General features: G+C 72.6%; 15 protein-coding genes. 11 read left to right on the forward strand and 4 right to left on the reverse strand.

Annotated elements, in window-relative coordinates; genetic code table 11:
• Positions 1–2 precede the first annotated feature (2 nt).
• From APR04_RS02010 to APR04_RS02045, 8 genes are all read left to right on the forward strand, one after another.
• Positions 3–797, forward strand: a complete 795-nt coding sequence (locus tag APR04_RS02010) for an NAD(P)-dependent oxidoreductase (RefSeq protein WP_253867476.1) — start codon at positions 3–5, stop codon at positions 795–797.
• Complete coding sequence (locus APR04_RS02015; RefSeq protein ID WP_253867477.1) at positions 794–1,783, forward strand: DUF6282 family protein; 990 nt, start codon at positions 794–796, stop codon at positions 1,781–1,783. Before APR04_RS02010 ends, APR04_RS02015 begins: the two co-directional genes overlap by 4 nt.
• A complete protein-coding gene (locus tag APR04_RS02020; protein ID WP_253867478.1) occupies positions 1,780–2,496 on the forward strand; it encodes a PIG-L deacetylase family protein in 717 nt (238 codons plus the stop codon). Before APR04_RS02015 ends, APR04_RS02020 begins: the two co-directional genes overlap by 4 nt.
• Positions 2,493–3,197, forward strand: a complete 705-nt coding sequence (locus APR04_RS02025; RefSeq protein ID WP_253867479.1) for an RraA family protein — start codon at positions 2,493–2,495, stop codon at positions 3,195–3,197. Before APR04_RS02020 ends, APR04_RS02025 begins: the two co-directional genes overlap by 4 nt.
• Positions 3,194–4,003 carry an ABC transporter ATP-binding protein gene (locus tag APR04_RS02030; protein ID WP_253867480.1) on the forward strand — a complete coding sequence of 270 codons (810 nt, stop codon included), beginning with the start codon at positions 3,194–3,196 and terminating at the stop codon, positions 4,001–4,003. The genes APR04_RS02025 and APR04_RS02030 overlap by 4 nt, the downstream gene beginning before the upstream one ends.
• The gene (locus tag APR04_RS02035; RefSeq protein WP_253867481.1) at positions 4,000–4,854 is read left to right on the forward strand and encodes an ABC transporter permease; all 855 of its coding nucleotides are present in this window, start codon (positions 4,000–4,002) and stop codon (positions 4,852–4,854) included. Before APR04_RS02030 ends, APR04_RS02035 begins: the two co-directional genes overlap by 4 nt.
• A 44-nt stretch (positions 4,855–4,898) precedes the next feature.
• Positions 4,899–5,966 (forward strand): ABC transporter substrate-binding protein, encoded by a 1,068-nt coding sequence (locus APR04_RS02040; RefSeq protein WP_253867482.1) that lies wholly within the window; start codon positions 4,899–4,901, stop codon positions 5,964–5,966.
• Between the two features lie 72 nt (positions 5,967–6,038).
• Entirely contained in the window at positions 6,039–6,686 is a 648-nt protein-coding gene (locus APR04_RS02045) for a GntR family transcriptional regulator (protein WP_253867483.1), read from the forward strand.
• Between the two features lie 29 nt (positions 6,687–6,715).
• Here APR04_RS02045 and APR04_RS02050 read toward each other — a convergent pair whose 3' ends face one another.
• Complete coding sequence (locus APR04_RS02050) at positions 6,716–7,522, reverse strand: zf-HC2 domain-containing protein (protein ID WP_253867484.1); 807 nt, start codon at positions 7,520–7,522, stop codon at positions 6,716–6,718.
• Positions 7,519–8,067, reverse strand: coding sequence for an RNA polymerase sigma factor (locus APR04_RS02055; protein ID WP_253867485.1), 549 nt, complete (start codon positions 8,065–8,067; stop codon positions 7,519–7,521). Before APR04_RS02055 ends, APR04_RS02050 begins: the two co-directional genes overlap by 4 nt.
• Positions 8,068–8,207: 140 nt before the next feature.
• On the opposite strand from APR04_RS02055, the gene APR04_RS02060 reads away from it, so the two are divergent.
• Positions 8,208–8,708 (forward strand): hypothetical protein, encoded by a 501-nt coding sequence (locus APR04_RS02060; protein ID WP_253867486.1) that lies wholly within the window; start codon positions 8,208–8,210, stop codon positions 8,706–8,708.
• Entirely contained in the window at positions 8,698–9,348 is a 651-nt protein-coding gene (locus tag APR04_RS02065; RefSeq protein ID WP_253867487.1) for a cytochrome b/b6 domain-containing protein, read from the forward strand. The genes APR04_RS02060 and APR04_RS02065 overlap by 11 nt, the downstream gene beginning before the upstream one ends.
• 58 nt (positions 9,349–9,406) lie before the next feature.
• Here the strand turns inward: APR04_RS02065 and APR04_RS02070 are convergent, their stop codons facing one another.
• Together APR04_RS02070 and APR04_RS02075 are read right to left on the reverse strand one after the other, a co-directional pair.
• On the reverse strand, positions 9,407–11,143 hold the full coding sequence (locus APR04_RS02070; RefSeq protein ID WP_253867488.1) for an L-aspartate oxidase: 1,737 nt from the start codon (positions 11,141–11,143) through the stop codon (positions 9,407–9,409).
• A gap of 84 nt (positions 11,144–11,227) precedes the next feature.
• Positions 11,228–11,878 carry a biliverdin-producing heme oxygenase gene (locus APR04_RS02075; protein ID WP_253867489.1) on the reverse strand — a complete coding sequence of 217 codons (651 nt, stop codon included), beginning with the start codon at positions 11,876–11,878 and terminating at the stop codon, positions 11,228–11,230.
• Positions 11,879–12,005: 127 nt separating this feature from the next.
• On the opposite strand from APR04_RS02075, the gene APR04_RS02080 reads away from it, so the two are divergent.
• Positions 12,006–12,887, forward strand: a complete 882-nt coding sequence (locus APR04_RS02080) for an alpha/beta fold hydrolase (RefSeq protein ID WP_253867490.1) — start codon at positions 12,006–12,008, stop codon at positions 12,885–12,887.
• The last annotated feature ends 172 nt before the right edge of the window (positions 12,888–13,059 follow it).

A 13,059-nucleotide genomic window follows, 5' to 3' on the forward strand; every position in this document is an offset into this window, starting at 1 on the left:
AGATGTCCGTATGCGTGGCAGTGCTCGGGCTCGGCGAAGCCGGCTCCGAGATAGCGAGAGACCTCGTCGACGCCGGGGTCGTCGTCCAGGGCTACGACCCGGTCCGGCCGGCGCCCTCGGGCGTCCAGGTCCGGCCCAGCGAGGCGGCCGCCGTCGCAGGCGCTCAGCTCGTGCTGAGCGTCAACAGCGCGGCCGACGCAGCGGTCGCGCTCCGCAACGGCGCACCGGCCGCGCACCGCGCGGTCTGGGCCGACCTCAACACCGGGGACGCCCGCCTCAAGCGCGACCTCGCCGCGGCGCTCGCCGCGACGTCGCGCACCTCCGTCTTCGCCGACGTCGCCCTGATGAGCCCCGTGCCCGGCAGCGGGCTGCGTACCCCCATGCTCGCCAGCGGCCCTGGTGCCCGGCGCCTCGCTGAGGCCCTCACCCCGCTCGGTGCCGGCATCACGATCGTCGACGGCGGCCCCGGCGAGGCCGCCACGCGCAAGCTGCTGCGCAGCGTGTTCTTCAAGGGCCTCGCCGCGGCGGTCGTCGAGGCGCTGGCCGCCGCGAAGGTGGCCGGACTCGAGCCCTGGCTGCGCGACAACATCGGTGACGAGCTCGCCCGCGCCGACCGGACGACCGTCGAGCGGCTGGTCTCCGGGTCGGCCGAGCACGCCGTCCGCAGGTCCCACGAGATGGCCGCGGCGGCCGAGCTGCTGACCGACCTCGGCGTCGAGCCCCGCATCGCCCGCGCGAGCCACGACCTCCTGGTCGAGCTCGCGCATCCCACCCACGCGAAGGAGCAGACCGTATGACTGACGGCCACACCCACCCGGAAGCGCACCCCGTCCCGTCGGCACGGGCCCGCGAGCTCGTCCGGGGCGCCTACGACACGCACGTGCACGTCGCGCCCGACGTGATGAAGCGGCGCGTCGACGACCTCGAGCTCGCCCAGCGGTTCGTCGACGTCGGCCAGGCCGGCTTCGTCCTCAAGTCCCACTACGTGCCGACGGCGGAGCGCGCCGAGAACGTGCGCAAGGTGGTGCCGGGCGCCGACGTCCTCGGCGCCATCACGCTCAACGCCTCCGTCGGCGGGCTCAACCCCGTGGCGGTCGAGATCGCGGCCCGGCAGGGCGCACGCGTCGTGTGGCTGCCCACCGTCGACTGCACCAACCAGCGCGAGAGCCGCGCCAAGGCGCCTGCGGGCGCCGTCCCGCCCATGTGGGCCCAGATCCAGGACGACCTCGCGGAGCGCGGCATCATGGCCCCGGCGATCCCCGTCGTCGACGACGACGGGCCGGTGCAGGCCCTGCGCGACGTGCTCGACCTGATCGCGGAGCACGACCTGGTGCTCGCGACCGGCCACCTGTCCGGCTCCGAGATCCTCCAGGTCGTGCGCGCGGCCGCCGAGGCGGGCGTGCGGCGCATGGTGGTGACGCACCCCGAGTTCACCTCGCAGCGGGTGCCCGTCGACGCGCAGCGCGAGCTCGCCGAGCACGGCGCCCTCATGGAGCGGTGCTTCACGACGCCGCACAGCGGCAAGGTCTCCTGGGAGCAGTTCTACGACCACGTGCGCCGGGTAGGGCCCGAGCACTCGGTCCTGTCCAGCGACCTGGGGCAGCCGTTCAACCCGCCGGTCGAGGACGGGCTGGCGCTGCTCGCGGACGGCTTCCTCGCCAACGGGTTCTCCGAGGAGGACGTCCACACGATGGCGGTCGTCAACTCGCGCAGGCTCGCCGTCGTCACCGAGCCCTCCGGTGCCGAGCCCGTCCCGGCCGACGCCGAAGGGGTGCGCGCATGAGCGGCCGCCGGCTCCTGGTCGTCGGAGCGCACAGCGCCGACTTCGTCTGGCGGGCCTCAGGGGTGATCGCCAAGAACTCCGCCGCCGGTGGCACGTCCGTCGTCGTCGCTCTCTCGTACGGCGAGCGCGGCGAGTCCGGGGAGCTCTGGAAGGAGGAGGGGCAGACCGAGGAGAAGGTCAAGGCGGTGCGGCACAAGGAGGCCGAGTCCGCGGCGGCCGCCGTCGGCGCGGAGCTGGTCGCGTTCGACCTCGGCGACTACCCGCTGCGTGTGGGACCCGACGCCGTGGACCGCCTCGCGGGCCTGATGCGCGACTTCGCGCCCCACGTCGTGCTCACCCACCCCGACAAGGACCCCTTCAACCCCGACCACCCCGTGGCCTACGCCGCCGCGGCGCAGGCGCGGCTGCTGACCTCTGGCGCCGGCGTCGAGTCCGGCTTCCGGACGGCGCCGCCCACCGAGCTCCTCGTGTTCGAGCCGCACCAGCCCGAGCTGTGCGGGTTCGTGCCCAGCGTCTTCGTCGACATCACCCCCGTCATGGACCGCAAGTCGGAGGCCATGTCCGCGATGGCGGCGCAGAGCTATCTGCGCGAGTACTACACCGAGCGCGCCGGTCACCGCGGCAACCATGCCCGCAAGGTGACGGGCAACAAGGCGATCCGCCAGGCCGAGGCGTTCCAGCGCCTGGTCCCGAACGTCGTGGAGGCACTGTGAGCGCGGACCTGAGCACGAACCTGAGCACGGCCCAGGGCACGGACGCGAGCGCCGGCCTCGGCGCGATCTGCCACGAGCTCGCCGGCGCCGGGGTCGCCACCGTGTACGAGGCAGCGGGCCGGCGGGGGATGGTCGACGTCGAGCTGCAGCAGCTCGTGCCCGGCACCCGCGTCGCCGGTCCCGCCCGGGTCGTGGCCTGCGCGCAGGACGACAACTTCGCGGTGCACCGGGCGATCTCGGTGCTCGAGCCCGGTGAGGTGCTCGTCCTGGCCATGCCCGAGCCCCGGCCCGTCGGGCTCGTCGGTGACCTGCTCGTCACCCAGGCGAAGGTGCACGGCGCCGCCGCCGTGCTGGTCGACGCCGCCGTGCGCGACGTGGACGACGTCCGTGAGCTCGGCCTGCCCGTGTGGACCCGGTGGGTGCGTGTCCGCGGCGCGCGCCGCACCGATCCGGGTGAGCTCGATGTCCCCGTGGAGATCGGTGGGCAGTCGGTCCGGCCGGGCGACGTCGTCGTGCTGGACCGGGACGGCGCCGTCGTCGTGCCGCAGGAGGACCTGGCGGACGTGCTGGCGGCGACCCGCGCGCGGCTGGCCCGCGAGGCGGGCATGCGTGAACGGCTCCTCGCGGGCGAGCTCAGCTACGACATCCACGGACTGCGTGACACAGACCGGCAGGACGACACAGAGAGGAACCGGAGATGAGTGCCTCCACCATCGTGCACCCGGCAGGCCAGGGGACCGACGCCGACGGCGTGCTGGAGGTCCGTGACCTCGCCAAGCACTTCCCCAAGGGCGACCAGGACCTGGTGGCGCTGCGCGAGTTCAGCATCACCGTGCGGCCGGGCCAGTTCCTCGTGCTCCTGGGCCGCAGCGGCTGCGGCAAGTCCACGCTGCTGAACCTGATGGCCGGCCTCACCCGGCCGACGTCGGGCCAGATCCTCTACCGGGGCACCGCGCTGAGCGGGCCTAGCACCGAGATCGGCTACCTGACCCAGCACGACACGCTCATGCCGTGGCGGGACGTCACCCGCAACGTCGAGATGCCGCGCGAGCTGCGCGGCGAGGGCAAGCGGTCGCGGCGCGAGGAGGCGCAGCGGCTGATCGAGCTGGTCGGCCTCGGGGGCTTCGAGCACCACTTCCCGCGGGAGCTGTCGGGCGGTATGCGACGGCGGGCGAGCCTGGCCCGGATGCTCGCCGCCGACCCGGAGACCCTGCTCCTCGACGAGCCGTTCGGCGCGCTCGACGCCCAGCTACGGACCGAGCTGCAGGGCGAGCTGCTGCGGCTGTGGCAGGGGACCGGTCGCACCGTCGTCTTCGTCACCCACGACATCGAGGAGGCGCTGCTGCTCGCCGACCGCGTGGTGGTGCTGGGCCCCGTCGGGTCGGTGCTGCTCGACGTAGACGTCGACCTGCAGCGCCCGCGCGATCCCGACGAGGTGCGGGTCGATCCCCGGTTCGTCGCCCTGCACAAGAGCCTGTCCGTCGCACTGAAGGAGGGCGCCCGATGAGCGCCGCGACCACCACCGACGCCGGAACCGCGGGACCGGGATCCGCCGGACCGCTCCAGGTGCGGACCGCTCGTGGCTTCCGCGAGAAGCACGGCCGCAGGGCGACCGTCTGGGCGTGGCGGGCCGGCCTCCTGGTGGCGCTGGTCGCCGTCTGGCAGGTCCTGTCCGGTCCGGTGCTCGACCCGCAGTACGTGAGCTCGCCGCAGGGCATCTGGGAGCGGCTCGCCGGCTGGATCGCCGACGGCACGCTGTGGACCAACACGTGGATCACCATCCAGGAGATCGTGCTCGGGTTCCTGCTCGGCGCCGGAGCCGGCGCGGTCCTGGCCTACCTGATCGCGCCGATCCGGGTGGTCTGGACCATCCTCGACCCCTACGTCATGGCGCTGTACGCGATCCCGAAGGTCGCCCTCGCGCCGTTGTTCATCGTCTGGTTCGGCATCGGCACCGACATGAAGGTGCTGCTCGCGGCCGTGTCGGTGTTCTTCCTGGTCTTCATCAACACCGCCGCCGGCGTCCACCAGGTCGACTCGGCGCTCGTCGACGCGGTGCGGCTGATGAACGGCAGCCGGCGCGACGTCGCGCTCAAGGTGGTGCTGCCCGCGTCCATGACGGGGCTGCTCACCGGGCTGCGGGTGTCGATCCCGTACGCGCTGATCGGCGCCGTCATCGGGGAGCTGGTCGCGTCCAACCGCGGCCTCGGGTTCCTCATCAGCGACTCGTCCGCGAAGTTCGACACCGACGGGGTGTTCGCGACGCTGCTGGTCCTCTCGGTCATCGCCATGGTCCTCAACGGTCTGGTGGGCCTCATCGACGCCCGCACGAGCCGGTGGAAGCCGCTCGACACCTGACCGTGTCCTGTCCGTCCAGCTGTGCCAGCTCAAGGAGGAGCTCCGTGAACCCGCAACGCACCACCCCCGCCCGAATGGCAGGCGCCGCCGCCCTCGTCGCGATCAGCCTGGTCGCCGCCGCAGGCTGCGCCAACAAAGGAACCAGCGAGCCCGCCACGGGCGCCGATGCCATGACCCTGAACGTGGGGCAGATCAGCGACTCGGTGGCCTTCTTCCCGATCTTCGTCGCCGAGGACCAGGGTTTCTTCGAGGACGAAGGGCTCACCCTCGCCGAGCGGCCGCGCCTCGGGACCGGCGCCAAGCTGGCCGCGGCCCTTGAGTCGGACAGCATCGACATCGCCGGCGGCGTCATGACCGACGCCTACAACCTCTACCAGATCAACGACGGCGCCCGCGTCATCGGATCCCTCGTCAACGAGTACTACGTCGACGTCATCGCCGGTGCCGGCATCCCGGAATCGCTCGACGACGGGCCGCTCGAGGAGAAGGTCGCCGCGCTGGAGGGCAAGGCCATCGGCATCACCGGACCGGGCAGCGGCACCGAGGCCCTGGTCTCCTACCTGCTGGCACAGCAGGGCCTCGACACGGCCACCGACGTCACGCTCGTCAACCTGGGAGCCGACCCGTCGGCCGCGATCGGGGCGCTCAAGGCCGGACGGGTCGACGCCCTGTCGTTCTTCCAGCCGGTCGGTGAGCAGGCCGAGGCCACCGGCGTCGGCCGCATCTTCATCTCGCCCGCTCGCGGCGACGTGCCCGAGCTGGCGGACGCCGTGCACGGCGCGCTGTTCACCACCCAGGAGGTGATGGACCACAAGCCAGAGGCGACCGCGGCGTTCGTGCGGGGTATCGCCCGTGCCGAGGAGCTCATCAGCTCCGACGACGCCGCCGCGGCCGAGCTGCTGCAGAAGTACCAGTCGACCATGGACGCCGAGACGATCAAGCTCCTGGCCCCCGTGCTGCAGGACGCGATCGCGGACACCCCGGTGCCCGCCGAGAGCGGGTACGAGACGTCCGCCGCCTTCCACCAGGAGAGTGGGCTGATCCCCGACCCGCCGGCCTTCGCCGACCTGGTGCCCTCAGCGTGGATCGAGTCCGCGCTGCAGGACGAATAGGGCACTCATGCTGGAAGAATCCCCTTCAGAACGTGGAGCCGGACGCCGACTGCTGGACGGAGACCTTCGAACATGGCTGTGGACGCGGACATCAGGGCGCTGATCCTCGAGGGCGAGCTGGTACCAGGGCAGCGCCTCATCGAGTCGGAGCTCGTCGAGCGGTTCGCGGCCTCCCGGGCCGCCGTACGTGACGCGTTCGGCCGGCTCGAGGGGGAAGGCCTCGTCGAACGGGTGCAGAACCGCGGGGCCCGCGTACGCGTCATCCCGTTCGACGAGGCGATCGAGATCACCGAGGTCCGGCGGGCGCTGGAGTCGCTGTGCGCGGGCAAGGCCGCCGAGCACGTCACCGACGCGGAGATCGCCGAGCTCCGTGGCGTCGCCGGGCAGATGGACGCCGCCGCGACGAGCGGCGACGTCGGCGAGTACGCGATGCTGAACCGCCGCCTGCACGCCCGCATCCATGAGATCAGCGGTCAGCGCACCGCCCGGACCCTGATCGTCCGGCTCCGTGGCCAGCTCGTGCGGCACCAGTACCGGCTCGCGATGAAGCCGGGCCGGCCCGCCAAGTCGGTCAAGGAGCACATGGCGATCGTCGAGGCGATCTGCGGGCGCGACCGCGGGGCCGCCGAGGCGGCGATGGCCGCCCACATCGACAGCGTGCTCGAGGCGATGCGGGAGACCAACCGCACGGCGACGGAGGGGGCGGCCGCGGCGTCGTGACGCGGCCGTCGGTCGTGGCGCGGTCGTCGTCAGGACGGGGTGCGCGGGGCCGCGGTCGCCCACGTCTCGCCGTCCGGGGCGGTCAGCCGGATGGTCACGACGCCGTGCACGGCGACGTCGAGCACGCCGCCGGCCGAGCAGGTGCCCGCGTCCACGACGCACGACCCGAGCGTGACCTCGCGAGTGCCTGGTGCGGCGCCTGCTCCGTCGTCGGCCGCGGTGCCCGTGGCGACGGTGACCGTGACCGTGTAGCTCGGCGCAGTCCCGTCGCGAACCACCACGTACGCCCAGGACGGGTTGCCCTCGTAGAGGAAGACCGTGCCGACCGGCCGTGCCGGGCCCCCGGACTCCCCGTCGGTCGTGAGGTCGGCGGCCGCGAGGTAGCGGCCGTCCGCCGTGTCGAGCGTCGTGCGGTAGGCGGCGGCGAGGTCGCGGTCCGGTTCCGTGGCGACCCACACGCCCGTGCCGCCGACGCCGAGCAGCCCCACGCCCAGCGCCCCGGCGAGGACGGCCGTCCGCGCCCGGTGCCGCCGGAGGGCAGCCGGCCCGACGGGTGGGACGCGGCCGTCGGCCAGGGCGGGCGAGCCGGCCGGACGGGCGGACCCGTCGGACGTGAGCCGGGCGAGCACGCGGCCCTCGAAGCCTGCCGAGGGTTCGCGCTCCGGGACGAGCAGGAGCAGCTCGTCGGCCGCGGCGGCCAGCGACGCGAGGTCGTCCCGGCACCTCTCGCAGGTCGCGAGGTGCGCCAGCACCGTGCCGCGCGTGGTGCCGTCGGCGACGCCCAGCGCCACCTCGGTGAGCGCGTCCCGCAGCGCGGCGCACCGTCCGGTCGTCATGGCTTCTCGACCTCCCTCGTGCTCGCCAGCTCGTCACGCAGGTGCCGCAGCCCCAGGCGGATACGGGTCTTGGCCGTGCCCAGCGGTACACCGGTCCGTTCGGCGATCTCGGCACCGCTGAGCCCGAACACCGCGGCGAGCACGACCGCCGTCGCCTGGTCGCGTGATACCCGGGCGAGGGCGGCGTTCACGGTGGTGCCGGTCGCAACGCGTTCGGCGAGGCGGTCGGGGTCGGCGATCGTCTCCACCATGACCACGGGGTCGACGGGGACGTCACGCCGCACGCGCAGCACGTCGATCGCGGCATGCCGGGCGATCGCGAGGAGCCATGTCGTGGCGCGGCCACGGCGCGGGTCGAACGCGTCGGCGTGCCGCCACGCGCGCACGAAGGTCTCCTGCGCCACCTCCTCCGCGACGGCGGGGATGCCCACCACGAAGAGCGCGAGCCCGTACACCCGCGCCTGGTGGCGGCGCACGAAGACGGCGGCCGCGTCCGCGTCGTCCGCGGCCATCCCGGCGAGGAGTGCCTCGTCCGATGCCGTCATGTCCTTTCCTACGTACACGGACCGCTCGTGGATCTCGCCGTTCGCGGATCGGGCCGTCGGCCGAGAGATCCGTCCGGGGGCCACGCCACGTAAGGACCTGTGACGGAAGCCCACGAGGACGACCGGAAAGAGGAGGAACCATGTTCAGACTACGGGGGCGCGGACCACGAGGAGCGAGGCTCGTCGCCGGAGCGGCACTGACCGTGCTGCTCGCAGCGGCTTGTGGCGGGGAAGGCGGTGGCACGGGTGGCACCGGTGGCGGCTACGGCGGTGGGGCAGGCAGTGGCGGCGACGCGGAGGCGGGCGGCATGACCCTCGAGATCACGTCGCCGCAGGACGGCGACACCGTCGAGGTGCCGTTCGCCGTCGAGCTCGCCTCCAGCGAGGAGCTCGGCCCGACGGACTCCGGCGCCCACCACGTCCACGTCTTCTTCGACGGCGACGACCAGGAGTACCAGGTGGTCGAGAGCGACAGCGTCGAGATCGCCGACCTGCCGGAGGGCGAGCACGTGGTCAACGCGTCGCTGCGCAACGCCGACCACTCGCCCGCCGGGGTGGAGACCGAGGTGACCGTGACAGTCGGAGCCGGCGGCGCGGGGAGCGACACGGGCAGCGACTCCGGCACCAGCGATGGGTACTGACCCGGCGGGCACCGTCGAGCGCAACGGACGGCCTGCCCGCTGGTTCCACGCCGGCGTCTACGTGACGGTCATCGTGCTCCTGGCCACGGGGTGGTGGCTGCAGCTGGGCCAGGAGGGCAGGCCGAGCGTGCTCGCGAGAGCCACGGGGGCCTCCGACGCGGAGCTGCACACCGTCACCGGCTGGGTCCTCGCGGGGCTGACGGCGCTGGCCGCCGTCGTCGGCGCGCGGGGGTGGCGCACCTTCTGGCGGGAGTCCGTCCGGTTCCACCGCGGTGACGCCGCCTGGTTCCGGCGCTGGCCGGCCGCGATCTTCACCGGGCGGTTCGGGTGGCACGAGGGCCGGTTCGACCCCGGGCAGCGCATCGCCAACCTGGTGCTCGTCGTGACGCTGCTCGCCCTCGTCGTCTCGGGGGTCGGGCTGGCGCTCGTCAGCGGAGGCCCGGCCTTCGTCTGGTTCCTGCTGGTGCACCGGTGGGCGACGTACGTGGTGACCCCCGTCGTCGTCGGCCACGTGATCATCGCCTCGGGGATCCTGCCCGGCTACCGCGGCGTCTGGCGAGCCATGCACCTGGGCGGCCACCTCCGCCGCACGGATGCCACACGCGTCTGGCCGGCCTGGACCGACCGCCACCCTCGTTGAGTGCAGGATCTCGCCCTTCCCGACTCGTCAGAAGGGCGAAGATCCCGCACTCGGCCGGCTACTCGACCAGCTTGCCCTCCGTCGAGACCTCCTGCGCCTCGATCAGGGCTGCGATCTCCTCAGGGACCCCCGGGATCGCCTCACGGACCACTCCCGTTCGCGGCGACCAGACCAGGTTCACCTGCAGTGCCGGGTCGAGGTCCGGGTAGTCCGAGCGGTTGTGGCACCCCCGGGTCTCGCGGCGCTCGCGGGCGGCCTCCAGCGTGGCGCGCGCGGCGATGAGCGACGCCTTGAGGTCGAAGGCGTGCGCCAGGTCCTGGAACCCGGCGATGTCCGGGTGGATACCGACCTCCTTGGCGCGCACCTCGATCTCGTCCAGCTCCCGCAGGCCAGCGGTCAGCCCCTGCTCGTCCCGGACGACGCCGGCGTGCTCGGTCATCGTGTCGCGTACCGCACGCTGCAGGGCGCGCACGTTCTCGTGCCCGTCGGCGGTCAGCAGGTCGGCGATCTCGGCGCGGGCCTCGGCCTCGGCGTCGTGCGAACGACGCTGCGCCTCCAGGCCGGCGGAGTAGGCGGCGGCGGCCCGGCCGACGATGCGGCCGAACACCAGCAGCTCGATCAGGGAGTTGCCGCCGAGCCGGTTGGCGCCGTGCAGGCCGCTGGACGCCTCGCCGATCGCGTAGAGACCGTCGACCTCGGTGCTGTGGTCGTCCGGCCGCACCCACACCCCGCCCATGGAGTAGTGGGCGGTGGGGGCGATCTCGATGGGCTCTGCGGTGATGTCGAGCATCTGCAGCTCCAGCATCGTCTGGTAGACGCGCGGCAGGCGGGTCATGATCGTCTCGCGGGGCAGGTGCGAGACGTCGAGCCAGACGCCGCCGTTCTCGGTCCCCCGTCCCTCCTTGATCTCGGTGTACGCGGCCAGGGCCACGCGGTCGCGGGTGGACAGCTCCATCCGCTCGGGGTCGTAGTTCTTCATGAACCGCTCGCCCAGGGCGTTGCGCAGGATGCCGCCCTCGCCGCGCGCCGCCTCGGAGATCAGGGTCCCGGCGGCGTTCTCCGGTTCGATGATGCCGGACGGGTGGAACTGGACCAGCTCCGGGTCGCGCAGGCGCGCGCCGGCCTCGACGGCGAGCCGGAACGAGTCCCCGGTGTTCTCGTCGCGCCGGGACGACGTGCGCCGCCAGATCCGGTTGTGGCCGCCTGCCGCGAGGATCACGGCGTCGGCGTGGATCAGGTAGGGCGTCCCGTCGGTCAGGTCGAACCCGTAGGCGCCGAACACCGCGCCGTCGTGGGTGAGGATCCGGGTGACGTAGACCGAGTCGAGGACCGGGATGTCGAGCTGTACCGCCCGGTTGACCAGCGAGCGCTGGATCTCCAGGCCGGTGTAGTCGCCGGCGAACGCGGTGCGCCGGTACGTGTGCGCGCCGAAGAACCGCTGCGAGATGCGCCCGTCGTCCTCCCGGGCGAAGGCCATGCCGTACCGCTCGAGGTCGGCGATGCCCTGTGCTGCCCCCTTGGCGACGATCTCCGCCGTGTGCGGGTTGGCCAGGAAGTAGCTCTCCTTGATGGTGTCGGCGGCGTGCTGCTGCCAGCTGTCCTCCGCGTCCATCGTGCCGAGCGCGGCGTTGATGCCTCCCGCCGCGAGCGAGGTGTGGGTGTCCATGCGCGGACGCTTGCCGAGGGCCAGCACGTCGACACCCTGTTCTGCGAGCTCGATCGCGGCGCGAAGCCCCGACCCGCCCGTCCCGATGACCAGCACTGTCGTTGAGATCCGACGTTCGGTGGTGTTCATACTCAATCCGACCACCGGCGGCCGCGATTCGTGACAGGTTCAGGCTGTGAGGATTCTCAACATGTGAGATGGGTCATCAGGTGGTCAGCAGTGGATCTCGGCGAGCGCTGTGAACACCACGCGGTTCAGGTGGAACGCGTGGTGTGCCTCCGCGAGCGTGGTGGCCACCTCGTCGCCGTCCAGGTCGAGGCCGTCGAGCTCGTTGCGGTACGCGTCCTTGAACACCTTGAGCTTCGGGATGTCCGGGAACGTGTAGAAGGCCACCCCGTCGCCGTCCAGGTCGTAGTGCTGCTTCATCATGCGCTTCACGATCTGGCCGCCCGACAGGTCGCCCAGATAGCGGGTGTACGAGTGCGCGGCATAGTGCGGCAGGCTGCCGCTGACCTCGCGCACCCGGTCCGCGTACTCTCTCGTCGCGGGCAGGATCCGGATCTCCTCGCGCCAGGACGGCCCGTACAGGAAGGCCAGGTCCCGCTCGATCGCGGGGACCCGCGTGAGCTCGTTGAAGACGAGGCCGGCGCCTCGTTCGTCGTCGCGCACGGCCGCGCTCGCCGCTTCGAGCGCCTCGTAGACCACGAGCAGCTGGGCCGAGAGGTCGGCATAGGCGGCCCGGTCCAGCGCGCCGGACATGAGCTGTTCGATGAAGTCTTCGGAGTTGGCGGCGCCATGGTCGGCGCGCGTGCCCTCGCGAAGCAGGGCGGACAGCGGCAGGTCTTCCTCGACGGCCAGGCTCATGAACTCTCCTCCGACGCGGGGGCAACGTGCTGACAATGTGTCATCACGTGGCGAGCATAGCAACAAGGTAAGGCGAACCTAACCCCTCGTTGTGGACCGACGGGCCTCGACGTCCTACCGTCGGCCCATGCCTGCTCCACAGCCTGCCGCGGCCCGGTCCGCACTGCCCGCACCGGTCTTCGTCGACGTCGGTGAGGCCGACGGTGCCCGCGTCGCCACCTACGTGCTCGAGCCGACGGACGGGACCTCGGCCGGCGACGTCGTGCTCTGCCACGGCACCCCGTGGTCCGCACGTGTCTGGGCGCCGGTGGCGCGTGCGCTGAGCCGTGACCACCGCGTGTTCCTGTGGGACATGCCCGGATACGGTGCATCGCCGAAGGACCTGGCGTGCCCGGTCGATCTCGTCGCCCAGCGACAGCGGCTCGCGGCGCTGCTGCGGCACTGGTCGCTGGACCGGCCCCACGTGGTGGCCCACGACATCGGGGGAGCCGTAGCGCTGGGCGCGCACCTCCTTCAGGACGTCGAGGTCGCGAGCCTGTTCCTGCTCGACATCGTGACGCTCGACCCGTGGGGGTCGCCGTTCTTCCGTCTCGTGGCCGAGAACGAGCCGGTCTTCGCCGCGGTGCCCGGCCCGCTGCACGCGGCCCTCGTCCGGGAGTACATCGCGGGCGCCGCCAACCATCACCTGCCCGACGACGCGGTCGAGGCGCTCGCCCAGCCCTGGCTCGACGAGGCCGGGCAGGCCGCCTTCTACCGGCAGATCGCCCAGCTCTCGCCCACCCACACGGCACCGATCGCGGACCTGCTCGACCAGGTGCGCTGCCCGGTCCGCATCGGCTGGGGCGTCGCCGACCCCTGGATCCCGTTCGAGCAGGCCGCGCGGCTCGCGACGGCGCTCCCCGGCGACCCCGAGGTCGTGGCGTTCGCGGGGCGCGGCCACCTGACGCCGCTGGAGGACGCCGACGCCGTCGGGCAGGCGGTGCGGCAATGGCTCGACGCCGGCAGATGAGGGAAACGGGCTGGCGGGCGCCCCGCCGTCGGGCATAACGTTGGTGTCGGCGAGCGTGAGGCGTGACGACCCTCGGCCCGGACGACCGGGCGAGCGCCCCGCCCGCGCGTGCGGCGTTCCGACGAGAGGCCGGGGTCTCCCGGCGAAGGAGTGGTGGCACAGCGACCTAGCC

This window comes from Promicromonospora umidemergens, assembly GCF_024171995.1.
Lineage (GTDB): Bacteria > Actinomycetota > Actinomycetes > Actinomycetales > Cellulomonadaceae > Promicromonospora > Promicromonospora umidemergens.